This window comes from Lacticaseibacillus sp. YLM2-1, from assembly GCF_056583465.1.
Window position 1 is genome coordinate 589785 of the sequence record NZ_CM152617.1, and the last position, 26548, is coordinate 616332.

Annotated in this window: 20 protein-coding genes and 2 pseudogenes; 13 read left to right on the forward strand and 9 right to left on the reverse strand. The window is 43.9% G+C overall.

Translation table 11 applies throughout. From position 1 onward, the window contains the following. Positions 1-129: 129 nt before the first annotated feature. Positions 130-1809 carry a D-lactate dehydrogenase gene (gene dld / locus AC07KQ_RS02860; RefSeq protein ID WP_003603298.1) on the forward strand — a complete coding sequence of 560 codons (1680 nt, stop codon included), beginning with the start codon at positions 130-132 and terminating at the stop codon, positions 1807-1809. Positions 1810-1878: 69 nt separating this feature from the next. Here the strand turns inward: dld and AC07KQ_RS02865 are convergent, their stop codons facing one another. Next, positions 1879-2562, reverse strand: a complete 684-nt coding sequence (locus tag AC07KQ_RS02865) for an IS6 family transposase (RefSeq protein WP_002816607.1) — start codon at positions 2560-2562, stop codon at positions 1879-1881. 93 nt (positions 2563-2655) lie between these two features. On the opposite strand from AC07KQ_RS02865, the gene AC07KQ_RS02870 reads away from it, so the two are divergent. The 4 genes from AC07KQ_RS02870 to AC07KQ_RS02885 all read left to right on the forward strand — a co-directional run bounded on the left by AC07KQ_RS02870 (position 2656) and on the right by AC07KQ_RS02885 (position 6083). After that, positions 2656-2991 (forward strand): helix-turn-helix domain-containing protein, encoded by a 336-nt coding sequence (locus tag AC07KQ_RS02870; RefSeq protein WP_270777719.1) that lies wholly within the window; start codon positions 2656-2658, stop codon positions 2989-2991. A 78-nt stretch (positions 2992-3069) separates the two neighbouring features. Continuing rightward, positions 3070-3741: a class A sortase gene (locus AC07KQ_RS02875; protein WP_270777721.1), complete on the forward strand. Its 672-nt coding sequence runs from the start codon at positions 3070-3072 to the stop codon at positions 3739-3741. A gap of 134 nt (positions 3742-3875) precedes the next feature. After that, entirely contained in the window at positions 3876-4106 is a 231-nt protein-coding gene (locus AC07KQ_RS02880; RefSeq protein WP_012491081.1) for a hypothetical protein, read from the forward strand. A 420-nt stretch (positions 4107-4526) separates the two neighbouring features. Next, positions 4527-6083, forward strand: coding sequence for a ClC family H(+)/Cl(-) exchange transporter (locus AC07KQ_RS02885; protein ID WP_041168760.1), 1557 nt, complete (start codon positions 4527-4529; stop codon positions 6081-6083). A gap of 864 nt (positions 6084-6947) precedes the next feature. On the opposite strand, the gene AC07KQ_RS02890 is transcribed toward AC07KQ_RS02885, so the two are convergent. The 4 genes from AC07KQ_RS02890 to AC07KQ_RS02905 all read right to left on the reverse strand — a co-directional run bounded on the left by AC07KQ_RS02890 (position 6948) and on the right by AC07KQ_RS02905 (position 11239). Continuing rightward, a protein-coding gene (locus AC07KQ_RS02890; RefSeq protein ID WP_095691935.1) for an IS5 family transposase occupies positions 6948-7735 on the reverse strand; the annotation gives its coding sequence in 2 pieces (ribosomal slippage) (positions 6948-7468 and positions 7468-7735; 789 coding nt in all). Next, positions 7690-8067, reverse strand: a complete 378-nt coding sequence (locus AC07KQ_RS02895) for a hypothetical protein (RefSeq protein ID WP_003586210.1) — start codon at positions 8065-8067, stop codon at positions 7690-7692. The genes AC07KQ_RS02890 and AC07KQ_RS02895 overlap by 46 nt, the downstream gene beginning before the upstream one ends. Before the next feature lie 35 nt (positions 8068-8102). Next, positions 8103-8375, reverse strand: a complete 273-nt coding sequence (locus tag AC07KQ_RS02900; RefSeq protein ID WP_480156610.1) for a hypothetical protein — start codon at positions 8373-8375, stop codon at positions 8103-8105. A 59-nt stretch (positions 8376-8434) separates the two neighbouring features. Further along, the gene (locus AC07KQ_RS02905) at positions 8435-11239 is read right to left on the reverse strand and encodes a cation-translocating P-type ATPase (protein WP_003582044.1); all 2805 of its coding nucleotides are present in this window, start codon (positions 11237-11239) and stop codon (positions 8435-8437) included. Positions 11240-11621: 382 nt separating this feature from the next. On the opposite strand from AC07KQ_RS02905, the pseudogene AC07KQ_RS02910 reads away from it, so the two are divergent. The 3 genes and pseudogenes from AC07KQ_RS02910 to AC07KQ_RS02920 all read left to right on the forward strand — a co-directional run. Then, a pseudogene (locus AC07KQ_RS02910) lies at positions 11622-12008 on the forward strand (IS5/IS1182 family transposase); the annotation flags it as partial. 214 nt (positions 12009-12222) lie between these two features. Further along, positions 12223-12783, forward strand: coding sequence for a TetR/AcrR family transcriptional regulator (locus AC07KQ_RS02915; RefSeq protein ID WP_242755730.1), 561 nt, complete (start codon positions 12223-12225; stop codon positions 12781-12783). A gap of 124 nt (positions 12784-12907) precedes the next feature. Continuing rightward, the gene (locus AC07KQ_RS02920; RefSeq protein ID WP_003568823.1) at positions 12908-13984 is read left to right on the forward strand and encodes a dihydrodipicolinate reductase; all 1077 of its coding nucleotides are present in this window, start codon (positions 12908-12910) and stop codon (positions 13982-13984) included. Between the two features lie 286 nt (positions 13985-14270). Here AC07KQ_RS02920 and AC07KQ_RS02925 read toward each other — a convergent pair whose 3' ends face one another. After that, a complete protein-coding gene (locus tag AC07KQ_RS02925) occupies positions 14271-15191 on the reverse strand; it encodes an IS30 family transposase (protein ID WP_003574021.1) in 921 nt (306 codons plus the stop codon). 228 nt (positions 15192-15419) lie between these two features. Between AC07KQ_RS02925 and AC07KQ_RS02930 the strand changes: the two genes are divergently transcribed. The 4 genes from AC07KQ_RS02930 to AC07KQ_RS02945 all read left to right on the forward strand — a co-directional run bounded on the left by AC07KQ_RS02930 (position 15420) and on the right by AC07KQ_RS02945 (position 22063). Then, a complete protein-coding gene (locus AC07KQ_RS02930; RefSeq protein ID WP_242755732.1) occupies positions 15420-16946 on the forward strand; it encodes a type I restriction-modification system subunit M in 1527 nt (508 codons plus the stop codon). Beyond that, positions 16936-18138: a restriction endonuclease subunit S gene (locus AC07KQ_RS02935; RefSeq protein WP_480156611.1), complete on the forward strand. Its 1203-nt coding sequence runs from the start codon at positions 16936-16938 to the stop codon at positions 18136-18138. The genes AC07KQ_RS02930 and AC07KQ_RS02935 overlap by 11 nt, the downstream gene beginning before the upstream one ends. Then, complete coding sequence (locus AC07KQ_RS02940; RefSeq protein WP_242755736.1) at positions 18131-21274, forward strand: type I restriction endonuclease subunit R; 3144 nt, start codon at positions 18131-18133, stop codon at positions 21272-21274. Before AC07KQ_RS02935 ends, AC07KQ_RS02940 begins: the two co-directional genes overlap by 8 nt. A gap of 93 nt (positions 21275-21367) precedes the next feature. Beyond that, complete coding sequence (locus AC07KQ_RS02945) at positions 21368-22063, forward strand: hypothetical protein (protein WP_242755738.1); 696 nt, start codon at positions 21368-21370, stop codon at positions 22061-22063. Here AC07KQ_RS02945 and AC07KQ_RS02950 read toward each other — a convergent pair. The 3 genes from AC07KQ_RS02950 to AC07KQ_RS02960 form a co-directional block, all read right to left on the reverse strand. Continuing rightward, on the reverse strand, positions 22060-22830 hold the full coding sequence (locus tag AC07KQ_RS02950; RefSeq protein ID WP_242755740.1) for a hypothetical protein: 771 nt from the start codon (positions 22828-22830) through the stop codon (positions 22060-22062). The two genes, AC07KQ_RS02945 and AC07KQ_RS02950, sit on opposite strands and share 4 nt — an antisense overlap. An 898-nt stretch (positions 22831-23728) precedes the next feature. Continuing rightward, positions 23729-24097, reverse strand: a complete 369-nt coding sequence (locus AC07KQ_RS02955; protein WP_016373475.1) for a YxeA family protein — start codon at positions 24095-24097, stop codon at positions 23729-23731. Between the two features lie 173 nt (positions 24098-24270). Then, on the reverse strand, positions 24271-24639 hold the full coding sequence (locus AC07KQ_RS02960) for a YxeA family protein (RefSeq protein WP_003590071.1): 369 nt from the start codon (positions 24637-24639) through the stop codon (positions 24271-24273). Positions 24640-25019: 380 nt separating this feature from the next. Here AC07KQ_RS02960 and AC07KQ_RS02965 point away from each other — a divergent pair. Then, positions 25020-25964: pseudogene (locus AC07KQ_RS02965) on the forward strand (GH25 family lysozyme); the annotation flags it as partial. Between the last annotated feature and the right edge of the window lie 584 nt (positions 25965-26548).

A 26548-nucleotide genomic window follows, 5' to 3' on the forward strand; every position in this document is an offset into this window, starting at 1 on the left:
GTTCTGAATGTCTCTTAAAATCTGTCTCAAATATTGACTTCAATCCAGATACGCATCAAAAAAAGCGTATCATTGAAAGCGTAATGATTAAAACGTTTTTTACAAACGTTATAGAGGGGAGAAGTTAATATGGACTTAGTCGAAGAACTAGTCAATGTTGTTGGTAAAAAAAATGTTATTACTAACAAAGCAAAATCTTTACGTTTTAGGAAAGGGTACCGCTCAGGTAAGGGCGATGCAGTTGCAGTCGTATTTCCAACCACTTTAATGGCAATGTGGCGTGTGCTTAATGTTTTGCATGATAACAATATTATCATTATTATGCAAGCAGCCAACACTAGTTTGACTGAGGGATCCGTACCAGCCCCAGGTTATGACCGTTCTGCAGTTGTTGTGAACGGCATGAAAATTAAAGATTTACAGTTAATCAATAATGGGGAACAAGTACTAGCATTCCCCGGTACGACACTGTTTCACTTAGAAAATGAATTGCGACCACTTAAACGTGAACCACATTCAGTCATTGGCTCATCTAATTTGGGTGCATCGGTCATTGGTGGTATTAACAACAATTCTGGTGGTGCTTTGATCAGAAGAGGTCCAGCTTATACAGAGCTATCATTGTATGTTTGGATTGATGAACATGACGAAATGCACTTAGTTAACCATTTAGGCATTGATTTGGGCAAAACGCCCGAAGAGATTATTACTAATTTGCAGAACCGCAATTTTGATTTGAATCAAGTACCAGCTACTGAACATCATGCTTCAATGTTCCATCATGAACAGGTTGTGCGTGACGTTGAATCTGATAAGCCTATTCGATACAATGCAAATCCTAAAGAATTGTATGAAGTATCTGGATCGTCCGGTCACGTTGCGGCATTGGCTGTCCGCTTAGATACATTCCCAATGGATAAAAAAACACAAATGTTTTACATTGGAACGAATAATCCCGATGAGTTGGAAGATATTCGTCGCCATATTATGACGACATTCAAAGAATTGCCTGTTTCTGGTGAATATATGCATAAAAATGCTTATAAATTGGCCAAGAAATATGGTAAAGACTCACTAATTGTGATTGAAAAAATTGGTACAGGTCATTTGCCCCAAATGTTTGCGCTAAAAGCATGGGGCGAACGCTTTTTGAAGCACATTCCGTTTTTCAAACCTTATTTCCCAGATCGTTTGCTTCAAACATTAAGTAATTTATTTCCTAATCAAATGCCAAAGCGGTTAGATGATTATTACGAAAAGTACGACCATTACCTACAATTGAAAATGGCTGGTAATGGTATTGAAGAAGCGCGAGAGTATCTCAAATCTTATTTTGACAAAGCCAGTGGCGACTACTTTGAAGCCGATGCCAATGAGACCAGTAAAGCGGCAACTCACCGCTATGTAACAGCTGGGGTTGCGATTCGATATCAAGAATTAAAACAGGATAGTATTGACATTTTGCCACTAGATATCGCGTTGGCAAGTAATGATTATAAGTGGTTCGAGCATTTGCCTAAAGAGATTGAAGACAAAATAGAACACAAAATTTATTATGGTCACTTACTTGATCACGTTATGCACCAGGATTATATTCTAAAACCTGGCGTCGATGCGCATGAACTTAAAAAAGAAATGCTTAAAATTTTGGATGAGCGTCACGCTGTTTATCCAGCCGAACACAATGTTGGGCATCTATATTTGGCAGCACCGGCCTTAATCAAGCACTATAAGAAAAATGATCCAACTAATAGTTTCAACCCTGGCGTTGGTAAACAAACAATGTCTAAATATTGGGGCGAATACTAAAGATAGAGGATCTGGTGCAAACAGTCTGAGAGATGACCATCTAACCAGCTATTGATCCTATGTTGAAGGTTATGCAGCTAACAATGCTTCTAACTCGTCCACGACTGAGAACCCGATGAGACTTAACTCTCGTCGGGTTCTTTTGCGTATTGCGTGAACAATTTCCACACCGCTCAACGTTGCACTAGCGGTTCGAATGCTTTGAAAGCTTGCTGAGCGGACACGATGACGCTTAATGAATCGGTGGTCCTGTTCAATCAAATTATTTCGATATTTGGAACATTGGTGGGCTGATTTGCTCAAATAGTCTTGCTTTATCAGGTGCTTCACTGCTTTCAGTGTTGCCCGATATTGATCAGTGACTAATCGATCAGGCCGACCATTGGTCGTCAAGAGACGCTTCAAAAAGTGATAGGATGCGGTATAATCGCGGTGTTTTCGTAGCTCAAAATCCATGGTCAAACCGTTACTGTCAATAGCGCGATACAAATAGGCCCAACGGCCTTTAACTCGAATATAGGTCTCATCGATTCGCCAACTTTTAGCGTGAGCTGTTTGATGCCGACGCCATAGAGCCTTAAAGATGGGGCCATAGTGATGAACCCAACGCATGACCGTGGTGTGATGAACAGTGATACCCCGATCCCGAAGCAATTCAACGATGTCACGATAGCTGAGACTGAATCTGAAATAGTAGCCAACGGCTACTAAGATGATGTCCTTTTGAAAGTGGCGTCCCTTAAAGTGATTCATGCGCGCAATCCCTCGTTTCTTGGCACCCAGTATACTAAAATCAAGTCAGCGAGGAAAATTTGCACCAGAACCGATCGTGATTCTGTTCGTAAAATGATTCAGAACTACGTCGATAAGAACAACCTGAGCAACCCAGAATTTGCCAGACAAGCTAAAATAAATGATCGTACTGTGCGACGTTTGCTAAACTCTGAGGAAAGCATTTCGGATTCTGCCCTTAAAAAATTGGCAGCTGCTTGTGTACAGCCTAAATTTGCAGTCGTTGGATTTAATTCTGGTAAAGTCTACTTTCGTGGTGAACATCACGCGGACTGTACTCGCTGGATCAATGAACAGGTGCGCACCGGCAACACCTTACACACAAGTCGAAAAACATATTTAGACATGAACGAACCCATGTTGATTCAGCGATTACCAGAAGCGTCATAGCAGTAGAACGCCTGGGCTAATAAAATGCTGTCTATTGAACCAATTTTCTGAACTAAAACTTAGCAGGGATATTCTATTATGCAAAATCGGAAAAACAAATACCGTTGGCTACGGTGGACGTTGTTGATTATGTTGTTAATTGTGAGTTTGGCGATGATTTTCAATGAACAACTTAAAAATCTGACTGTTCAACACATTAGCAACAGTGCTTATCACGCTTCGTTAAAAGATCCCCAAAAAAGTAAGGGGAATTTTGATTTTAAGAAAGTTAAGTCATTGGATGTTACTACGGTCGCTAAGGCTATGACTAATGATTCTAACGCCATTGCTCGGTTAGCAATCCCTTCTGTTAGTATGCGTTTGCCCGTTTTTTACGGCCTTGATAACAATAATTTGGCTCGAGGAGCTGGTACGATGAAACCTAATCAAGTCCTGGGAAAGGGTAATTATGCTTTAGCAGGCCATTATATGACCGATGCAGGCAACTTGTTTTCACCGCTTAAACGAATTCAGACAGCTGCCTATGTTTATTTGACTGATAATCAGCAAGTTTATACGTACCAAGTCACAAACAAACAGACAATTGATGAGCATCAAGTTTCCGTGATTGATGATGTTCCAGGTAAGAAGTTGTTAACCTTAGTTACCTGTGATTCAGCAACACCTAATACGCCCAAGCGTTTTATTGTACAAGCTGATCTTGTTAAAACGGCTGCAGCGACGCAATCAACGCTTCGTGTGTTCAACTAAAAAAGTCAATCAGCCTCGTTCCCTTAGATAAGGTTAAAAACGACTATAATCACCTGTTCAAGGCTCGGCTCGTATTTCAGGTGAACAAAATCAAAAATTTAGCAAGGTCATTTCAATGAAAGGAGTGTGATTGGATGATATTGAATGATTTACAGCAACAAATTAAGAACGCCATCGATAACCAATCACCAAACATTGCACGACACCTAAGCAAACAATTAGAAACTGAAATAGATGTTGTACCTGATGTATTCGAAGGTATGGTAGCTAATCAACTTTATATTGAGCTAGAGACTGTTCTATTACCAGAAATTCTTAGGTTGAGTCAGAAAAATACCGTGCAAAACACCAGTGATGATAAGTAAGCTATGGTATGCTATTTAAGCAGGAAGTTTTAAGGGGCGGTGGTTGTCTTTTCCCGATGAGGTGATGTCTATGGGAACATGGAAGAAACTTCAGAAAGATTGCACAATATATAAACATATATTTATATATTATGTTTTCTGAACTGATTGTCGTTATCAAAGATGTTAAAATGCTTGACCTAGGGCTTACTACTTCTTTCGTTGGAAACAAATATGTTTTCTTAATGTTTTAGGAATTTTTGATCGTAAATATAGGAGTGTAATAATGGTATCCAACTAATTTGCTTATTTAAAACCATCTTAAGGGATACTAGACAGTTTCTAAAAAAGACCGGAGTTTGGAACATCTTATGTTTAGTAACTTAGATTTTACAATCTCAGTTCTATATTAAGTAGAAGGTATACTGGGAGATGAGATGTCTGACACAGTTTGTAAAAGAAAAATTTAACCTTACTCGCCTACGATCTGTGCTACTCGGACTACTTGTTGGTTTAATGAGCGGCACTGTTGTCAGCGCGTTTCGCTATTGTATTGAGGTAGGGCTGCGCTATAGTCGGCTGGTATATGGGCACTTGCGAATAGCACCGTTTGTCTGGTGGCAATGGGCGTTGTTGATCGGTGTCAATCTTGGTTTGGCGTTGATCGTGGCGTGGCTTCTCAAGAAAGAGCCCTATATTTCTGGCTCTGGGATTCCGCAAGTTGAAGGCCAGTTGGCTGGTGAATTGGAGATGCACTGGTGGTCGATCCTCTGGCGAAAATTTGTCGGCGGTGTTCTGGCGCTGGGGCCTGGGTTGTTTCTCGGACGGGAAGGACCGTCGATTCAGTTAGGCGCTTCAGTCGGGCAAGGTTTAGCTGCTAGATTCAAGTTATCAGGAACTGATCGGAGATTGTTAATTGCATCCGGTTCTGCTGCTGGCTTGGCGGCAGCATTTAATGCACCCATTGCTGGGACCTTGTTTGTCTTAGAAGAGGTTTACCATAATTTCTCACCGCTTGTTTGGTTAACGGCATTGGCTGGGGCAATTGGATCGGATTTTGTTTCACTGAATGTTTTCGGACTTGTTCCGGTGCTGCATTTAAGCTATTCGCGTAGTTTACCTGTATCGAGTTATTGGCATTTAATTTTGCTAGGCATTCTTTTGGGCTTGTTTGGGTACTTATACCAGCGAATCTTGTTGGTGATGCCGCGGTGGTATCGCAACTTGACACATTTACCGCGGCCATTACAAGGCATTGTACCGTTTCTGCTGGTGATTCTGGTTGGCTATTTTGCACCAAACTTACTTGGTGGTGGCAATGGTTTGATTGTCGGTTTTGGCCAGTATGTGCCATCTTTGCTTGTATTGATCGCAATTTTTGTTGTACGTTTCGTTTTTTCAATGATTTCATATGGTTCTGGATTACCAGGTGGCATTTTTCTGCCGATTCTTTCTTTGGGTGCCGTGATTGGTGCCATTTATGGCGTCTTCATGAATCAACTCGGCTTATTGCCGCACGTTTATATCATGAACTTAATCATTTTTTCAATGGCCGGTTACTTTGCTGGCATTGGGAAAGCACCGTTTACTGCGATTCTATTGGTAACGGAGATGGTTGGTAATTTGACGCATTTGATGCCGTTAGCGGTCCTATCGTTAACTGCTTATCTCGTGGTTGATTTGCTTGGCGGTGCGCCGATCTATGAAGCGTTACTCGAGCAAATGACAATGCCGAAAACAGTTCAACAGCTTCATCGACCCGACCGACTGGAAATACCGGTTTTCTTCGGCAGTCCCTTGAATGGCAAAATGGTCCGCGATATGCCATGGCCTAAAGAAGCATTACTAATCGGAATCCGGCGTGGCGAACAGGAAGTGATTCCACACGGTGATACCTTGATTCATGAAGGTGACAGTTTAGTAATTTTAACTGACGCAACTAAACGAACATACGTAGAATATCAAATCGGGAAAATCCTAAAGGGGTTTATAAAATAATGTTATTTAAAATTTTCTTTATTGATTTTATTAGCTCAATTTGAATTATCTAGATAATGATATATATTCCAGCTTGTGTCACATTTATATATCTGGTTTGACTAGTTGAGCTGTTAATATCCGATTGGGGAGCCGCTATCTACATCTATTGAGACAAGCTTAAGTATCTCAAGTTAGAAATGCTTCCTTGTCTGACTTACCCTCGCAAGGAAAGCATCTATATATCAAGTAGAAGTAATCTTCTTATAATATGCAAAATGGAGGAGTTTAAAATCAAAAAGCAAGGAAGCATGTATAACAACAGTTGTGTGTATTGCCATAATGTAGTAAGGGGAGACACTAAATCGGATCTTTTTAATTTAGATGATACCCATTGGCAGCTGAACTTAATGCGTGATTATCCGGTACTGGACGTTTATACTGATCCCGGTTTGCAGGAAAAAGCTGAATCTATTTGGATTCATTATTGTCCTATGTGTGGAAGATTCTTGGGTTAAGAAGTTGTTTGATATCTTGGAAAATAACTTAGCTTTTAGATCAAGTCTATTAAAAAATGAATGATTTTTGTCTCATCATCCGTTCTCAGTTTGAATTAATTTACATTGATCTAGAACCATTTCGTAAGAAATTATGTCCTTGAAAAGTTAATTTACTCGGCATCTTTGATGGCCTTTTAGAGTTTCGTATTGACTCTAAATGGTATCAGCTACCTCACGATATACCGAAATGGCAAACTGTTTACACCTGTTTTCCCGTGTGATTAAAGCCACGGTTCTGGTGCAAATTTTCCTCGCTGACTTGATTTTAGTATACTGGGTGCCAAGAAACGAGGGATTGCGCGCATGAATCACTTTAAGAACCTGTCTAGTATCTTTTAAGAACTATCTTCAGGAAGGCCAATACAACCATTTGAAGACTGCTGTTAAGGGCACGTTCACAGTTTTTCCAAAGTCGCCGACATTTGTCTAGCCAACTCCATGAACGTTCAATGATCCATCGTTGCGGTAACACCGTGAACGTATGCAACTCGTTGCGTTTAGCTACCGTCGTCTTAGCATTCAAAATGAGCTTCACCTGATCCGCAAAGTCATTGCCAGTGTAGCCACCATCAACCATGACATGCTGAACCAGCTCTAAATTTTGGCTAGCCAAACTAAGCATAGCCAATGCACCTGAACGATCTGATACATTAGCTCGTGTCACGAGAATGGCTTGTGGTAAACCGTTAATATCAACCGCCATATGACGCTTAATCCCTGAAATCTTTTTGCCGCCATCGTAGCCACTATTTTTCGTTAAATCAGTGGTTTTAACACTTTGAGCATCAACAATCACAAACGACGTTCGGGCCGATCGGCCCTGTGCAAAACGATAGGAAGCGACAGTTTTTTTAAAAGCCTTTCTAATAGCGAATCAGCTGTCGGGTCTGGTTTATCTCGCCACATATCGTAATAGCGGTAGACGGTATGCCATTCCGGGAAATCGTGCGGTAATTCACGCCATTGACACCCTGTAGTAAGCGAGTAAAGGATGGCATTGAATACGTCATAAAGATCATAACGACGCGGTCTTGTATGCTTACGGAAGTTTTCTAAATCAGGTTGTATTAACGCAAATTGCGCTCGAGAAATATTGCTTGGATAATCTGGCATGACAAACTCCTCAGTCGGTTTTCCACAATTCTACCAGATTCAGCAGATACTAGACAGGTTCTAAGCGTATCGTCACCTAAATTAATTTTGACTCCTAAGGCTTGATGTTCTTTTTCGAGGTTGTTTTTAGCATTCAAAATGATGCGGATAAAGCGTCGCATTTGTTGTGGTGTTCGACACCAGAAACTGAGCAGTTGAATGGCTTCGGGTTCTAAGAAGACTTCCCAGCCACTTTCTGGATCGGTTAAAAACTCGTCAGCATGTTTTACTAAATCCCGGTTTTGGGTTTCAATTTCAGCTGGTGAAAAGTTAGTGCAAGAAATGCCCCACAATCGTTAGACTTCTTGTCTAACAATTGTAGGGCACTTCAAATCGGCTGATCGAGGACTTTTTGGTATTCGTCCAGCACGTCATTCGGCAAGGGCGTCAGTAAATGCAGGTCATCGATGACATCGCTGAAATCGCTGGCCGTGTCGGTGCTGGGCAAATCAACGGAAAGGTCGATTTTACTGAGACAATCACTTAGTAGATCAGTCAGCTGCGAAAGCGGCTTGCCGTTTTCATCGGTGATCACGACCTGGCGATGATTGAGGGTCTGGTGCTCGATCTGAATCATTTTCAGCGCATGATAAACATTCAACTGGCTCACCTCGATATGGTTACCCCGATTGTAGGCAATCTGGCCCGAAAAAACAATCTTTAATCATGCTCTGGGGCTACCGGCGGGCGATGCCAACGCAGCCACAGTTCTTTGATTCCAGACAAAATGAGGGTCGGTAGCGCCGGGATAAAGACTACCGCAGCATACAGCGTGCTAGAAAGTGGCGCGGTCCCCATCACTTCGTTGAAGAACGGCATGATGGTGACAAGTAATGAAGCCACCGCCGCGAAAGCCACTGCCAGCAGCAACTGATAGTTTTCAAACGGGTTGCGGGCGAACAAAGTGCGGGTGCTACGCGCGTCGAACACATGCCACAGCTGGCCAAACACCAGGGTCAAAAAGGCGAGGGTTTGCGCTTCTGCGCCGCTCATGCCTTGACTGGCAGCCCAGATGAAGGCGACATACACGAGCCCACCCATCACAATACCGCGCAGGAAGATGCGCCCGAGCATGCCATGCAAAATGGATTGTTTCACATTGCGCGGCGGCTGGTTCATGAGGTCGGCTTCTGGCACATCATAGCCGAGGGCAAAGCTCGGTAAAGCATCGGAAATCATGTTCACCCACAGCACCATCAGCGCCGTTAATGTTGGGGTGGTGGCCGCCACTTGGCCGACGGGTTGCGTCATCAGTAGCACGCCGAACAGCAGCGCCAACACCTCGGCGACATTGGTGGTTAACTCATGCCGCATAAAGTTTTTGATATTGCCAAAAATGGTGCGGCCGGCGCGGACACTGCGCTCGATGGTGGTGAATTTATCATCCAGTAAAATCAGATCTGCGGCGTCTTTGGTGACTTCGGTGCCATTAATGCCCATGGCAATGCCAATGTCAGCAGCGCGTAAGGCTGGCGCGTCATTGATGCCATCACCAGTCATGGCCACGGTTTCGCCATGCCGCTGCAAGGCGCGCACGATGCGCTGCTTGTGTTCCGGCGACACCCGGGCGTATACGCGGATGCTTGGCGCGAGCCGGAACAAATCTTCATCGGTCATGGCTTCCAGCTGCTTGCCTTCCACTACCCGGGCGCTAGGGTCGGTGACAATGCCCAGCTTTAAGGCAATCGCGCGGGCGGTGACTGCGTGATCGCCGGTGATCATCACGACCTGAATACCGGCTTGGTGCAAGGTGGTCACACTTTGACGCACTTCCGGCCGCGGCGGGTCAATGATGCCGGCAATGCCTAGTAAGGTCAGGTGCTGCTCAAGCTCAGCGGTGCTACCATGCAACGCCAGGTCCTCGTCGATGTCACGCAGCGTCACCGCCAGCGTCCGCAGCGCCTGTTCGGCAAAGCGGTTGACCTGCGCTTCTACCGCAGTTTGACCAGCTGGCAATGTTACGAGTTGGTCGTGGTCCAGAATGGCATCAGTTTTGGCTAAAATCACGTCTGGCGCACCTTTAGTCAGCACCTGATACTGGTCGCCATCTTTAATGACGACACTCATCATTTTACGGTCGCTGTCAAACGGCAGTTCGCGAATGATGTCGATGTCCTGCGCCTGGTCTTTGCTCAAAATCGTATCGCGATCGATACCAAATTTGTGGCCCATCACTACCAGCGCTACGTCGGTGGGGTTGCCATACGGGCGGCTGCGGCCTTCGTCGTCGGTTTGAATCGCCGCTTCGTTATTCAGGACAGCGGCCATCATGAAGCGCGAAAAGCCGGGGGTGTCGGCTTCGTCATCAGGGATGATTTCGCCTACTGGTTCATAGCCGTCGCCTTCCACCACATAACTGGCGCCATTGGCATAAAACCGGGTGACAGTCATTTCATTTTTGGTCAAGGTACCAGTTTTATCTGAGGCAATGTAGCTGGTGGCCCCTAGGGTTTCCACACTGTTCAGGGACTTGATCAGACCGTTGTTTTTGGCCAGCATCGTGGCCCCGACCGTGAGCACAATTGACAGCACCGCCGGTAGCGCATCGGGAATCGCGGCCACCGCCAAGGCAATCGCCGTAGAGAGGGATTCGGCCAGCGCAGCGAAGGAGAGACTGCCAGTTTGCTGATAGGCTTTCAAGAGCTCCACCAGCAACGTGAACGCCACAATCACCATCGCCACAATCATCAGTTTGGTAGTCAGGCGCGCAATGGTGCGTTCAATCGGGGTCTTTTTGTCCTTGACTTGATCCAGCAAGGTGGCGATTTTGCCCAGCTCGGTTTGCATGCCGGTCGCAACCACCACCCCGAGGCCGTTACCATGCGTCACTGTCGCACCAGAAAAGCCCATGTTGGTGCGGTCACCGATTTGCACGTCAGCGCCCAATGCGTGGGTTTGTTTTTGCACAGGTTCCGCTTCGCCGGTGAGGTGGGCTTCGTTGGTTTGCAGCTCGGCGACATGGAGCCAGCGAACGTCGGCTTCGATGAAGTCGCCGGTTTTGACACTGACAATATCGCCAGGCACCAGCTCGGTGGCTGGCACCGTCAGCCAGTCGCCATCGCGCAGGGCCTTGGCGTGGTGATCCGCCATCACCTTCAGGGCGTCCAGGGATTTTTGTGCGCTTTTGGCTTGCCAGAAGGAGAGGCCGGCATTAACGAAAATCAGCAGCAGAATCGCAATGCTTTCATACACTGCCGCCATACCATGGCTGGGGTCGTGGCGCACGAAGAAGTCATAGCCGGCGCTGGCCCAGGCCAATAGCACGGCGATGAATAAAATAATCACCAAAGGTTCTTTCAAGGTGGCCAAAAACTGGCGCCAGGCTGGTAGGGGCTTGCTGGCGGCCAAGGCGTTGGGGCCATGCTGGGTGAGCCGGGCCTGTGCTTCTTCACTGGTGAGGCCGCTTTGCCGGCTGGTGGCCAAGCGCTTTAGGACATCTGCTTTGTGTTCGTTGTAAGGGGTCATAAGTTTCCTCCAATAAGAAAAGGCCGCACCCAAGAATCGCTTTCCTCCCCGAGAAAGCTTTCTTGAGCACCGCCCAACCGAATTTTTTGAATTAGTTACCTTTTATTGCTAGTTTAAAGGATACCTAATGTTGCTGTCAAAAGATTTGGCCCGGGCCGCCGGTAGCGTGGGCAACGTGCACGTTTTCTAGTCGCTAAACTGTGAACAATGCTCGTGCTAAATGCAAAACTGAGCAAGGAGATGAACTATAAGCGGGGGACCCTTTGCTATTGAGGAGGAAGGCGAAGTAGAGAAAGAGCGGTGATTTGAACTCGAAACAGCGGCGCCGCAGGCTAGCAGCACTGTTAGATTAATCGCCAGCAGCAGATACTAGACAGCTTCTAAGCGTCATATGGCGGTTGATATTAATGGTTTACCACAAGCCATTCTCGTGACACGAGCTAATGTATCAGATCGTTCAGGTGCATTGGCTATGTTTAGTTTGGCTAGCCAAAATTTAGAGCTGGTTCAGCATGTCATGGTTGATGGTGGCTACACTGGCAATGACTTTGCGGATCAGGTGAAGCTCATTTTGAATGCTAAGACGACGGTAGCTAAACGCAACGAGTTGCATATGTTCACGGTGTTACCGCAACGATGGATCGTTGAACGTTCATGGAGTTGGCTAGATAAATGTCGGCGACTTTGGAAAAACTGTGAACGTGCCCTTAACAGCAGTCTTCAAATGGTTGTATTGGCCTTCCTGAAGATAGTTCTTAAAAGATACTAGACAGGTTCTGAGTATCCAAAAATACGACGGGTATTTGAATAGGATACTTATTAAGCGAGAATGGTATTGGAAATCTGTGGAAGCCACTCAGCGGAACCATACCTTTATCCCAACCCCACGCAAAAAAAACATCAAGTAATCCGTCAGATATGATGACTTAATTGTGGGACAATTCTAATATGAAGAAAACAGTTTAGATAATTGGGGTGAAAAGATGGCAACCTATTCGCAGATAGAACTAGACATAATCAAATCATTTAAAGGGCTGATGAAAGACCATGAATTCACTGAGATCTCAATTAAAATGATCGCTGAAAAAGCCGATATCACTCGACGCGGCTTTTACAATCACTTCTTAGATAAATATGATCTTGTCAGTACCATCTTTGAGCATGATCTTTTTCCAACAGTCATCAGTTTGACGAATATCAATGACTGGGATCAAGGGTCGCTGTTTATCGTGAATTATCTCCAAGACAATCGCGACTACTATAAAAAATTGTTGTCGCTTGAAGGACAAAACTGTTTACAGACAGAATTTTATAAATTGACTGAGATGCAGATTGGGATCTTGATCCCAGAAATATTGGTCGGTAGGGAAATTTCTGACGAAGATCAGGCATTTTTAAGCGATTATTATTTTCACGCTTATATGGGACTGACTACCGAATGGGTCAAAGGTAAATATGGTTTTTCAACTCAGGAGTTCGTTAAACGGTGGAAAGCCTTACTCAATAATTCAATGCATAATTATCTGGACAACTACGCTCGATGAATTACACAGATTGGATTAAATGAGAAAGATGTTACATTTGTGCCAATATGTAAATTGATAAACATTTCACAAGGAACTATTCTTTCCCTGTAAACGAAAGTTGACTTGAAAGGAGTTAGTTCTGATGAGTAAATATAAAGTTATTATTTGGGGATTAGGAAACGTTGGTCGTTCCGCAGTGAGAATGATCGCGGAAAGACAAAATATTTTTGAATTGGTTGCAGCCGTTGACGTTGATCCAAAGAAGTTAGGTAAGGATGCCGGAGAAGTCTTTGATTTTGACAAAGTCGGCGTCAAAGTTTCAGATGATATTGATGCAGCCTTGAAACTTCCAGCTGACATTGTGCTCGACTTTTGCCCAACGGAAATGGACAAACAAGGAACATTCATGCCTTCTGCTATTCGACTCGCCAAATCGCTCGATGCCGGTAAAAACGTTATTACCACGATTCCGGTATATCATGTTCAAGACAGTCAGCCAGAAGTATATGAATATCTAAATGAACATGCTAAAGCACATAATGTTGCTTTTGTACCATTTGGACTTTTGCCAGGCGATTATGCCTCATATATCCCACTAGTTTTGGCCGGGGCCATGGGCCACGTGGATAAAATTGTTGTTCAATCCGGTGAAGATGACTGGCACAACACATCAGGCTGGGTCGATGTCTTCTCATATGGCGGCGATATCAATAAATATCCAAAACCAGACTCAGACGAAGATCTCTTGGCTAAGTTCATTTATGCTTATTATTCATCCGGCGTATACGAGATGGCCGATAGGATCGGTCTGAAATATGATACCTTCAAACCAGAGCATGAAGTCTTCACTGCACCCAAAGATTTGGAAACGATCAAGGGTACAGTCAAAAAGGGCAGCATTTATGCCCACAGATTTACCATGGCACTTTACAACGGCAACGAACAAGTAGCCGCCTTAAGATATGTTCATAAAGTTGATAATAAAGAGACACCAGAATTACCGATCAATAATACGATTCATATTGAAGGCTTGCCGTCAGTCGATGCGCAGATCGATGGATTGATCCCAGAAAGAGAAGGCTACGTTTCATCAGCCGCTCCAGCAGTCAACTTGATCCCTAGCATTCTCGAGACCGACAAGACAGGTTATGTTGAAGTCTGCGACCTTCCAGTAGTGATTGCCAGACCATTGGATATTGGCGCAAAAAAATTAGTCTAGACTAGGCTTTCGAAGCTGCTTTGACCATTAAGGTTGGAGTAGCTTTTTCATTTGCAAGTAAATCATTACGGCTTGTGTATACGGTATACAAAATGGAGAAAACGCTGACTAGTTTATAAATCATTGAGACTTAACGGCCGGATAAATGCTGATCTGATTATAGAAATAACAACAAAAAGGCCACGCTAAAAATCATATTAATTATAATTGGGAAATTTATTAATAATATTCAAGAAAAATAAAAACCGTGGGTACATTATTTAAAACCTAGATTGCAATAATAAAGTTACCACCTAGAAAGAGGCTTGCTCACTGCTTGAACTGGGGTTTGCCAACGGAGACATTTTCTAGGTTTGTTATTGATAAGCGCTGTGGCTTGTTGAATATCGGTCTCTGAAACCTGATCAAACTGTGTTCCCTTCGGGAAATAGTAGCGAAGTTCTCGATTGAACCGTTCATTTGTGCCCCGTTCATTCGGGTGATAGGCGTGGCAAAAGTAAACCGGTATCCGATAGCGCTTTGTAAGCGCCTGATCGCAGGAAAACTCTTTACCGTGATCAACCGTCACTGATCGAACCGGACCCGGAAAGTCCACCATCAGTCTTGCAAATCCCTTGAGAACAGCATTTTGTGATAAGTTTTCAAGCTTAGTTGTCGCCATTAAACGTGTCACCCGATCGACAATGGTCAAAACAGCAGCCTTTGACCCGCGACCACCGCGAACTGTATCCATCTCTAAATGTCCTTTTTCGGTTCGCCGATTAGCTGACTCACTGCGAATCTCAATTGAGGTGCCTACTGCTTGGTTATAGCGCGACCGAAGGTCTTGTCTTCTTTTATGACGTTTACCGTGATCAAAGAGTTGGCTTGGCTGAAAATCGACTTGTCTTTGATAAATCCAGTGGTAAATCGTGTGTGGCGCACAGTGAACGGCATAACCGACCATTTCAGGGGACCAACCTAGGTTTAGCTTCTCAGTTACCATCCGCTTCAACTTAGGCGTTAAAATCGAGTGCCGACCACAACGATGCCGACAAGTATCGGCATGATCCTGAGCTATAATGGCGCAGTAATCACCTTCAGGGCAACGGTGAAGCTCATGCCTAATAGAAATACGAGAGCGGCCTAAGGTCGCGGCGATGTATTGAATCGTGTGGTGTTGCATCAGTTCTATCTGAGATCGTTCAATTAAGGTTATAATGGCCATGGGACCTGTCCTTCTCTCTAGATGGTATGTTATGCAAACACCATTTTAGCAAGAACGGACAGGTCTTTTTTCACATTTTCTGGGTGGTAACTTTAATTATGCAATCTAGGAAACATAAGGCGTGACAGCACTCAAATATTTGTTGAAGGAAAGATTACGCAAATAGGAATATTAACTGACCAAATCGAGTAAAATGAATCTAACAAGAACCTATTGGAGGATAAGCTGATGCCAGCCAAAAGCAATGAACTGAAGATTGAAGATAAGCTCTGGGAAGCCTGTGACAAGTTGCGGGGATCGATGGATCAGTCCACTTACCGGAATGTTGTACTAGGACTGATTTTTCTGAAGTATGTGTCCGATACATTTGAAGAACGACACGCTGAACTTGAGGCAACTGAATATCCAGAGGATGCGGAAGATCGTGATTTTTACGATGCCGAAAATATCTTCTGGTTGCCCGAGAATGCACGTTGGTCTGTCATTGCTTCGGCTGCCAAAACTCCAGATGTCGGAACCATTATTGATGCAGCCATGACCTCGATTGAAAATGAGAATGACAGTATCAAAGGTGTGCTACCAAAGAACTATGCATCTGACGACCTATCAAAGGAACGGCTGGGCGAAGTTATCGATCTCTTTACTGATGTACAGGTTGGAGATGAAGAATCACGTAAAAACGACGTGTTAGGCCGTGTCTATGAGTTCTTCTTGCGCAAGTTTGCAACCAATGGTGATGGTGAGTTTTATACACCACGCTCAATTGTTAGAACTCTGGTAGATATGATTCAGCCGTTCAGTGGTAAAATTTATGATCCATGCTGCGGTTCAGGCGGTATGTTTGTTCAGTCTGAAGAGTTTGTGAGTGAACATCAGGGCAATATCCTTGACCTTTCTGTTTATGGTCAGGAATGGAATCCAACGACTTGGCGCTTGGCAAAAATGAACTTGGCAATTCATGGTATCGACAACAATCTTGGCCCACGCAATGCTAATACGCTACTGGATGATCAGCATCGTGGGGAACGGTTTGATTACGCACTGGCAAACCCACCATTCAATGTTAAAGATTGGGGCGCGGATAAGGTTGCTGATGATGCCCGTTGGAAATGGGGCATACCGGGAAACAGTAACGCTAACTATGCATGGATTGAACATATTCTGAGTAAGCTCGCGCCTGATGGTAAGGCTGGGATTGTCCTTGCTAATGGGGCATTGTCCACGTCAAATAAAGATGAGCTTGCGATACGTAAGGCGCTACTTGAAGATCATAAGGTGGACGCAATTGTGGCAATGCCATCTCAGATGTTCTATTCGGTTTCGATTCCTGTCGCAGTTTGGATTTTTGACATGAATCAAGCAAGTGCAGATGAACGTGATCGAACTGGCGAGACGCTCTTTATTGATGCCCGAAAAATGGGTACGATGACTGATCGTACTCACCGTGAGTTCAGCCGGAAGGATATTGATAAGATTGCGGGTACTTATCATGCATATACTGGAACTTCTAATAATGAGTATAAAGATATTCCGGGATTTTGTAAGGCTGCAAAAGCAGAAGAAATTGTGTCTAATAACTATATTTTAACGCCCGGCCGATATGTCGGTTTGGCGGAAGAAGAGCAGATGAGCGATGAAGAATTTGATGCGGAAATGAGCAAATTACGTACTGAGTTGATAAATCAGTTTGAACAGAGCGATGATCTTCAGCGTCGTATTCTCGGTGCACTGAGAGGAATTGGGTATGGAAACTAAAACGGTTACGCTAGATGATTTGGTTGATGTCTATATTGATAATAGAGGAAAGACAGTTCCTACCGTGGATAGATGCGATGAATATCTACCGCTGATTGCCACCAACTGTATTACAGATGATCATCTTTACCCTCAGTTACTTAAGACTCGGTCCGTTGATAAAGATACGTATGACACATGGTTCCGAGCACATTTACAGCCTGGTGATATTTTATTTGTGAATAAGGGTACTCCGGGTAAGGTGGCTATGGTACCGAATCCTGTCAACTTTGTTGTGGCTCAGGATATGGTCGGATTGAGAATAAAACCTGAGTACGATACAAAATATGTATTTGCACTACTTAAGAGCTCGAAAACGCGCAAACGGGTTGATGATATGCACGTTGGGACGCTTATTCCACACTTCAAAAAAAGCGATTTTTCTAACCTGAAGCTTGAAGTTATCGCAGATTTAGGCTGTCAGCGGAAAATTGGTTCGTTGTACTTTGATATATTTCGCAAGCAAAATTTTAATCAGCAGATTAACGAGAACCTATTGAGACTAATGAACGTTCAATGGAAAAATATGTTCGGGTCATTGAACGCAGAAAATGGTCATTTTACAGATTTGGCAACTGTTGCCGCTGGTGGTACGCCAAGTAAGAAGCAAGCTGATTACTTTGGAGGTGATATTTCATGGATAACACCTAAGGACATGTCGCTCACTAATGACGTGTTCATAGAGCGTGGATTATTGAATATTACAGAAGCAGGGCTTAGGGGCAGTTCAGCCAAACTTTTACCAAAAGGAACATTACTATTCAGTTCCCGCGCGCCAATTGGTTATCTGGGTATTGCTGCTAATCCCGTGACAACGAACCAAGGATTTAAGTCGTTGGTTCCAAAGCGTAATGAAAATACTGAGTACCTGTATTTTCTACTGAAAAATCTAACATCTTATATTGAAGGGATTGCTGGTGGATCGACATTTAAAGAAATTTCAGGTGCCGGAATGAAGTCTGTGGAGTTTCCGTTACCAACTGACAATCAAATTGACGCATTTCATAATATAGTGACGCCGATGTTTGATATGGTAAGGAATAATGAACAGCAGAATAAAAAGCTGACAGATCTCCGTGATTTGCTCTTACCAAGGCTGCTTGCTGGTGACATCGACCTATCAAACATCGAAACGGTGATGAATAATGCCTAACATCAAATCATTTACAAACGAGCAAGATGTTGAACAAGAGGCCATCGATGCGCTGGTATCCTTGGGGTATCAGGATTACCGCAGTCAAAGCTATAAAGACCCCAACGCCGTCATTGACGCTGAGCGTGACAATGACCACAAACAGATAATCTTGCGTCAACGTTTACGTGACGCGTTGGAACGCAAGACACCAGGACTGAAGGACGCCATCTATAAAGAGGCGGTCCGTCAGTTTTATTTGGTGATGGATGGCCCCGACTTGATGGCTAATAACCATCAACTACACAAGCTAATCATTGAGGGTGCGAAGGTTAAAGTTTCTGAAGATGGGCAAGACCACACCTATGTGCTTAAACCGATCGATTTCGATAATGTGGATGCCAATGATTTTGTAGTGACCAACCAGTTTACGATGGAGCAGGGTGGCCGTAACCGGCGGCCGGATATTACGATATTCATCAACGGCCTACCACTTGTGACGTTTGAACTGAAGAATCAGGCTAATGCCAATGTAGGAATTGAAGACGCGTTTAACCAGTTGCAGACTTACAAGCAGGATATTTCTGACTACATGGCTTACAACGAAATTCTTGTCATCAGCGATGGGGTGAACGCGCAAACGGGTTCCCTGTCTGCCGGCTTTGACCGCTTCATGCAATGGCGTTCACCTGAGCAGCGTGACGACAAACAGTTGGATGTCTATGCAATGGAGACGCTAATCAATAACATGATGAAGTGTGACGTTGTATTGGACTTGATTCAAAACTTCATTATCTTTGAGACTGATGGGGCGAAGACTTTCAAGATTCTTGCTGCCTACCATCAATACTACATGGTCAACAAGGCAGTTGAAGCTGCGGCTAAAACCCTTAAAAATCCCGATAGCAATCGTATCGGGGTGGTTTGGCACACGCAAGGCTCTGGCAAATCCCTTTCAATGGTGTTTTTCTCAGGAATTGTCAGTCGTAAGCTGGGCAATCCGACGATTCTGGTTGTGAATGACCGCAATGATCTTGATGACCAATTAGGACAGACTTTTGCTGCGGCGCATGATTATCTGCGGCAGACGCCAACTCAGGCAAAATCGCGTACGGAAGTCCGAGACTTGTTGGAGCGTAAAGGTGGCGGTATTGTCTTTTCCACCATCCAGAAGTTTGCGCCAGAAGAAAACGAAGATAGAATGCCGGTTCTCAATACACGGTCTGACATTATTGTGATCTCTGACGAAGCCCACCGTTCGCAGTATGGGTTGAAGGCGAAATTCACCAAGAATGGGGTGAAGTACGGTTACGCACAGTACATGCGGGAAGCATTACCTAACGCTTCCTTCATCGGTTTTACTGGTACGCCGATTGACTTCAGCGATAAGTCGACGCGTGGTGTATTTGGTGACTACATCGACGTATACGATATGTCCGCTGCGGTGCGTGACCACGCAACCGTACGGATTTACTACGAGAACCACATCATCCCGCTAGATCTCGATCCACAGGTACAGCATAAGTACGAAATGGTGATGGAAGAAGCGGGTGTATACAATGCGGGCGAGCAAACCGAAGAACAGAAACGCCGCGCTGAATTTACCAAGCTGGAGCGACTGGCTGGTACGAAGGGTCGCTTAGAAGTCCTAGCAAAGCACTTTGTAAAGCATTTCGAGGCGCGTCAAGCGCAAGAGTTCGGCAAATCAATTATCGTTGAAATGTCGCGACGGAACGCAGTGAAGCTCTACGACGAGATTGTTAAGTTGCGACCAGATTGGCATTCTGATGATTTAATGAAAGGGAAAATCAAGGTCATCATGACCTCCGACGCTGCTTCTGATGGGCCGGAACTCGCTAAGCATCATACGAATGCTGCTGATCGTCGTAAATTGCAACAGCGAATGAAAGACGACCAAGATGAGCTTCAAGTAGTCATTGTGGTAGACATGTGGCTGACCGGCTTTGATGCGCCAGCAGTGAATACAATGTACATCGACAAGCCGATGCGCGGCCACAACCTGATGCAAGCCATCGCACGTGTCAACCGCGTCTTCAAAGATAAAGATGGGGGCTTAATCGTTGACTATATCGGTATTGCTGACAGTCTGAAGGCAGCATTGCAACAATACTCTGATTCTGACCAGGAGCAGACTGGAATCAACGTGGACAAGGCCGTCATTTTGATGAAGGAAAAATACGACATCATCACAAACGACTACTTGTACCATGTTGATTACAGCGACTTTACCAGCGATGACCGTAAAAAGAGTCAAAAGGCATTCCGTACGGCGCTAAACGCTGTCGCAATGTTGCAACCTGATCAGCAGCGCAAGTTTGCCGATACCGTTGTTCAACTTCAGAAAGCACATGCATTAGTCGTCACGACGGATCAAGCAGTCGCCATTGCCGGTGAGGTAGGCTTCTTTGTTGCAGTTAAGAATGCGTTGATTAAGCTGATGCAAACCGCCAGTGATTCGCGCCGCAAAATTGGTAACAGCCAGTTAAATCTGAAGCTCGATCAACTGGTTAATCAGTCAGTTTTGGCAGAGAAACCTATTGATCTGTACGAAGAGCTAGGATTAGAGCGACCGGAGCTAAGTTTACTATCTGAAGATTTTCTGGATAGCGTTGGGCAGATGCCCGAGAAGAGTCTAGCGATGAAGTTGCTTGAACGGTTACTCAAAGGCAAAATCAAAGCGATGACCAAGGTAAACCTAGTTCAGTCGCGTAAGTTTGGCGCTATGTTGGAGGCGTCATTGGATGCTTACAATCAGCGTGGCGTCACCACCGAATTAGTGATTCGTAAGCTCATTGAACTCGCCAAGGCCATGCAGGCTGCAGAAACGGATGGCCAAGATCTTGGTCTGTCCACTGAGGAAAAAGCATTTTATGACGCACTAGCCGATGAAAAACGTGCAGCTGAGGAGCTCGGCGCTGATAAGCTACAAGAGATTGCCAAAGCCCTAGTTAAAGAAGTGCGCGACTCTGCTCAAAGGACGGACTGGGTGCAGCGTGAATCAGCGCGGGCAAGCATGCGAATTGCTGTTAAGAGATTGCTGCGCAAATATGGATATCCGCCTGATTTTACAAAGTCTGCGGTGGAGACTGTTGTGGAGCAAGCTGAGAAGATGGCGTTCAACGAAACTAGATTATAGCAACTAACGGATTCTACGAACAGCTAGCTGTGTATAAGGAATGAAAATTACCCATGTTTGGGACTATTCTAAAACGTATTGGAGGAAAAGAAAATGCCAGCTACTTCTATTTCATTTCGTCGGGTAACACAATTTGTGATCCCAGAGGGATTAGTGCAAATAACTAAAGCTAATGTCCCTCTTGGTTCGATAAGGCAAGATCCACATACACTCACAGTAGGACGTGTAGTCTTTCAAAAGTACAGGTGCCAGTATACCAAAGACATTGTTGATGAAATCACGGTCTACGATACGAATATTGAAGACTATGTTGAGTACAACCAATACAAGAAATCATTTGATTTTAATATCTTTTATTCCGGTCAACAGCAAATCCTGTTTTCGGATGCAACAACGCCAGTAACTAAAAAATTCCTCAAACATTTAGCTGCGGAAGATAATGTTGAGTTGAATTATCAAACAATCCATCTAGACATGGAAGGTATATCCGGCAGAATGCCGCAAACGAAAGGCATTCGTTTTTCAACTGTTGATGAGGGTGTTACGCGTAAGAATTTTGCCGGAGATGAGGTTGACGTTAACGAAGAGGCTATTGGTGCGTTACAGAACGATGCAGCGATTCAGATAATAGGAACATTAGACATCGATGGCCGCGGTAGAACAGTCATGATATCACAGGCTGGTACACTAGTATCGTTTACCTCATTAGTTGACATGGAGGGTAGAGAGTATCCAATGCTAGAATTTTCTCTTGAGGTACTTCAATCGATTGGTGTTCTCAACGTCTAGAGGATTTTCGAGAGCGGCACATAGTTTTTGACTAATTTGTCGATGTCTTGTCGTTGTCCAGAAGAACCATATATTTTATGTTCTGAAGTAGTTACTGTAAGCTGACCATCTGTGAACTTAAGTGCAAAATTTTGAACCTCAGCTTTCCCAAGTCGTCTAACCGTTAGGCGATAGAATGGGTTGAAGTTTTTTGTGTTGGTCTTAATTGTCACATCGTATCTTGGCTTTGACTTTGAAGATCTAGCAAAATTATTGAATAAAAATTCTTGCAATTGGCAGAATTCTTTCCATGTTTTGTTAACATCTCTGTACGAAACCTGGTAGTAAACTTTCAAAACGAGAACCGTCAATTCTTCTTGATTTTGCACAGTCAAATCGAGATCATATGATAATCCGGTTTCTGTGATAACATCATATTGGATAAGTTCCTCAGAATACCTTTGTTGCCTTTTGGTGTTCACTCTTTGTCTGAGCATTTTCAACGAGTCGTCTAAATCATTTTTGACTTGGTCTATCGAAACTGCGCTTTCAACGGCGTATTGAAATTTCGGAGTAAAGGAAACCGTTTTTGCCGAAAAATATGAACGTACTTTGTTGGCCTGAATATAAATCCAGTCCACCTCACTATAGAGCGCAGCAAATACTGGAATCAAACTCGCTAAGGGTAATAAGTTCATAACTCCCGAATTTAGAAAAGCATTGGCAACGCTCCAGGACGTCCAGATGACGGAGACGAGGATGAGCAAAACTTTAAAAAATTTTGACATCAAGTCTGCAACTCCTTTGCATACTTCATTGGTTTCAAAGCTTCGTACAGTTAATTATACTCTCCTGATTTTTGAATGTCTTTCACATGTCAATCAGACAAGGATTGTCTTGAAGGGGAGAATCAAGCGCTACGAGTAGGTGAAGTCGGCAGCGTATTTTGTTGAAAACTTGTATGGTGAACTGCCATGTATTGTTTGGTGTGAGTATAGTCCATGGATAACATTAAAATCCTGTTACAGTTCGAGCTTTTGTTTCAAAATTCGTCCCACAAACCGTCTGTATATAGTGAGAGCAAAGTTTCTCACAGGCCTTCCGAAAGGGTCTCGAAACGTACACCACCGTGCGCGGCGTGCAGAGCGAAACCCGCTAGCGTGAGCGGCAGCGGTCGGCGTTAGCCGGCCGCCACAAGCCCCCGATCTCTAATAGTGGAGCAAATATTAGAGACAAAATACACGTAAGTAGGCCGAAAGCGCCGGTGGCAAGCCATTTTGTGCAAGCAGAAATGAACATAATATGGCCATTTAAATAAGTTTCAATAGTAAGATAAGATCCTAATAACTGCTAGAGTCCCTTTGGCGGCAAATTACTGAAGCTCATCGATTTTTTTAAAGATGGGTGGCCCACAATCAATGGTCAGCGCTACTGGTAAACGCGTTAGAAAATGTATTGATGGTTCATTAATCTTTCTAAATGAGTTTCTTCCTATTATATATGCATGTTAACCAGAAATGAAACTAATCAAATTCCAATGGCGATAAGGTCCTTAGAACCTTAAAAAGCCAAAGTCATATGTAAAGCCCAACTATTGTTTACCGAAGCCAATCTGAGAATGCTTACGGGTCACTTATATGTAACTAACAATACTCTCCGTTCGCATTAGTTACAATAGGGTACACCCTATTGTGCTCTCAGTGGTGTTTCTTTTTTAGTCACTCTTTGGTAACCAACAATTCCATATCTTTTATTAACGCTAATTTTAATTATTTGACCTGCCTTAAACGGCCCAATATCATGTTCATCTGTTTTTAACTTGAGACTCTTTGTTTTTCCCTGTGCATTCTTGGCTGTCCCTTGGTAAGTGTATCCTTGAATCGAAATTCCAACCGGTACTGCAACGCTTGAAACAGTGGGCTGAGTGTCAATTTTCATATAGTAAGAATCTCCACCATATTGATACTCAGTGATATAAACCGAGAAAGCAATTGTAGCTACAATTGCTGCAAAAAAAGATGTCACCCACAGTCGTTCCTTGTGATTTTCATTCATGCTAGCATCTCCTATGACAATCTTTATAAACGACATATAGCTTTCCTGATGTAATTAGTTTATAGATAAAAGTTCCTATGTTGTAATTATCGCACATTTCTTTTTGTTCATAACTGCAGCATAGGCGCCTTTATCAAAAAGCTTGTTATGAATTCTGCCCGAAAGATCACACCCTAACGTGCCTTGACCGGTGTTTCTTTTGTAGTTACTCTTTGATAATCAACGATGCCATATTTTCTGTTGACATTAATTTTTATAATTTGTCCTGCCTTAAATGGCCCAATATCGTGTTCATCTGTGCTTAATTTAAAACTCCTTATTTTTCCTTGCGCATCCTTAGCAGTACCTTGGTAAGTATATCCTTGAATTGATATTCCAACAGGTACTTCAACGTTTGAAATAATAGGCTGACTATCAATCTTCATGTAATATGAATGACCATCATATTGATACTTAGTGATACCAACAGAAAAAATAATTGTAGCCACAAAAGCTGCAAAAAAAGATGTCACCCATAGTCGTTCCTTGCGATCTTCATTCATACTAGCATCTCCTATGACGTTCTTTTAAACTAAAGATATATAAGACCCACATGTTGTGATTGGCTGATAGCTATCAATGCTTTATTGAATTCGTGTTTATTTTAAACCACTGGGCTACCAGACCCCCTTACAAGTTGAAATTGCAACACTTACGAGCCAAATGGCCGCCTGATTTAATGCTTTCCAGGGTTCAAATAAGTTATTAATCGCGATTAATGATTTATTTGAGCTGTGGAAGGTAAACGCGGTTCTGAATTTCTCTTAAAATCCGTCTCAAATATTGACTTCAATCCAATCTGATAATGCGTGAATTTAAGTGACAACCATACGCATTCGGCAGAACCGGACAATTTTTGTCCGGACCATTGACATTCTTGCCAATTGCCAGTGCAAAGGCAGCAAGAAAACGTGTGCATAGCTACATCTGGTATGGTGTTGGTGCAAGTAGCCAGTTGGGATTAGAAGCACTTGATCGTTATATGCCTCGTATCAAAGCGCAGACACCAAAGGGAAGCATCGTTGCTTTGGACTACGAAGATGGTGCTTCTGGCAATATGGCAGCTAATACGGATGCCATTTTAGCTGGCATGCGGCGCATTCGTTCAGAAGGCTACACGCCCATGTATTACAGTTACAAGCCATATACATTGGCACACGTCGATTATCAGCGTATTCTGAAAGAATTTCCTAACAGCCTTTGGATAGCTGCTTACCGTGATTATCTGCCAACTACCAAACCTGACTACGGTTATTTTCCAAGTATGGATGGGGTAGCTATTTGGCAGTACACGAGTGCATTTGGGTTGTCACAAGGCCTCGATGGTAACATTGATCTGCTTGGTGTCGCCGATAATGGATACTCGAAGCAGCCAGTAACACCTATCACCCCAGCACCAAGCAAACCAGCGCAATCAACCGCAGCCACTGATACCGATTATGCGCAAACTGGTGTTTTCAAGCCTTCCACGACTGTTAACATCCGCACTGGTGCCGGCACCGGCTATGCATCCGTTGGTAGCTATGCACCCGGTGAAAGTGTGATTTATGATCACGTGTATATCCGTGGCACATATGTTTGGGCGCGTTATCTCAGCTACTCAGGCAGGTATCATTATGTTGCCTTGGGCGTAAATGGTGGTGAGAGCTATGGTTCGCGCAGTTCAAATGCGCAAACCTATTCGCACACGTATTATACAGTCTGCTCTGGTGACAGCTTCTGGAGCATTGCTAACAAGTACGGCATTAGCATGTACACGTTAGCCGTCAACAATGGCAAGTCAATCTACAGCCTGATCTATCCGGGCGAGAGCCTGTACATCAGGTAACAAAAAAGTCCTCTGCTCGCTAACGCGGGTGGAGGGCTTATTTTTGTTGCTTTGAAGCACGGGCATAATGCTGTAAAATAAGATACGTAAGCAACTAAATATTTTAGTCAGCCTGTAATACCTTGTCGTTCTGCCTCCCTTGCTCAGGGAGGCTTATTTTTGTGCACAGAGTTGACAGAATCGACTCAAAAAGGCAAAAGGTTTACATATGCCGGATTAGGTAACTTACTATGAGCAAATTGTTTGCATACCCAGCATAGCCATGCGATACTGACGGTCAAGGAGCAAAACTCCAATAGCTAGGAGTAAAAAGCTCCTTAGGAGTTGGCAAGCTAAGCTGCTACCCACCCCAAGAATAATCGCGCATACGGACTGTATACTGTTAGGAACCTGCCCCCCTCGGCGGGTCTTCCAGATAAAAGCAATTCCTTGCCAACTCCGCCCCATCCTATATGGATGGGGTTTGCGTTTTGATTGCTTTTGTGCGCTAAATTATCAGCCACAGCAAGGCCGTTGAAACACGATTTAATAACTTGCTTCTGGATGCTTCTAGATTTGTCAGTCAAAGGGGACAAAAAGGGGAC

Excerpts from the sequence above, each read along its gene's own strand:
- dld (WP_003603298.1), top strand. The coding sequence starts at position 130 with ATGGACTTAGTCGAAGAACTAGTCAATGTTGTTGGTAAAAAAAATGTT.
- AC07KQ_RS02865 (WP_002816607.1), bottom strand. The coding sequence starts at position 2,562 with ATGAATCACTTTAAGGGACGCCACTTTCAAAAGGACATCATCTTAGTA.
- AC07KQ_RS02870 (WP_270777719.1), top strand. The coding sequence starts at position 2,656 with ATGATTCAGAACTACGTCGATAAGAACAACCTGAGCAACCCAGAATTT.
- AC07KQ_RS02875 (WP_270777721.1), top strand. The coding sequence starts at position 3,070 with ATGCAAAATCGGAAAAACAAATACCGTTGGCTACGGTGGACGTTGTTG.
- AC07KQ_RS02880 (WP_012491081.1), top strand. The coding sequence starts at position 3,876 with ATGATATTGAATGATTTACAGCAACAAATTAAGAACGCCATCGATAAC.
- AC07KQ_RS02905 (WP_003582044.1), bottom strand. The coding sequence starts at position 11,239 with ATGACCCCTTACAACGAACACAAAGCAGATGTCCTAAAGCGCTTGGCC.
- AC07KQ_RS02915 (WP_242755730.1), top strand. The coding sequence starts at position 12,223 with ATGGCAACCTATTCGCAGATAGAACTAGACATAATCAAATCATTTAAA.
- AC07KQ_RS02920 (WP_003568823.1), top strand. The coding sequence starts at position 12,908 with ATGAGTAAATATAAAGTTATTATTTGGGGATTAGGAAACGTTGGTCGT.
- AC07KQ_RS02925 (WP_003574021.1), bottom strand. The coding sequence starts at position 15,191 with ATGGCCATTATAACCTTAATTGAACGATCTCAGATAGAACTGATGCAA.
- AC07KQ_RS02930 (WP_242755732.1), top strand. The coding sequence starts at position 15,420 with ATGCCAGCCAAAAGCAATGAACTGAAGATTGAAGATAAGCTCTGGGAA.
- AC07KQ_RS02935 (WP_480156611.1), top strand. The coding sequence starts at position 16,936 with ATGGAAACTAAAACGGTTACGCTAGATGATTTGGTTGATGTCTATATT.
- AC07KQ_RS02940 (WP_242755736.1), top strand. The coding sequence starts at position 18,131 with ATGCCTAACATCAAATCATTTACAAACGAGCAAGATGTTGAACAAGAG.
- AC07KQ_RS02945 (WP_242755738.1), top strand. The coding sequence starts at position 21,368 with ATGCCAGCTACTTCTATTTCATTTCGTCGGGTAACACAATTTGTGATC.
- AC07KQ_RS02950 (WP_242755740.1), bottom strand. The coding sequence starts at position 22,830 with ATGTCAAAATTTTTTAAAGTTTTGCTCATCCTCGTCTCCGTCATCTGG.
- AC07KQ_RS02955 (WP_016373475.1), bottom strand. The coding sequence starts at position 24,097 with ATGAATGAAAATCACAAGGAACGACTGTGGGTGACATCTTTTTTTGCA.
- AC07KQ_RS02960 (WP_003590071.1), bottom strand. The coding sequence starts at position 24,639 with ATGAATGAAGATCGCAAGGAACGACTATGGGTGACATCTTTTTTTGCA.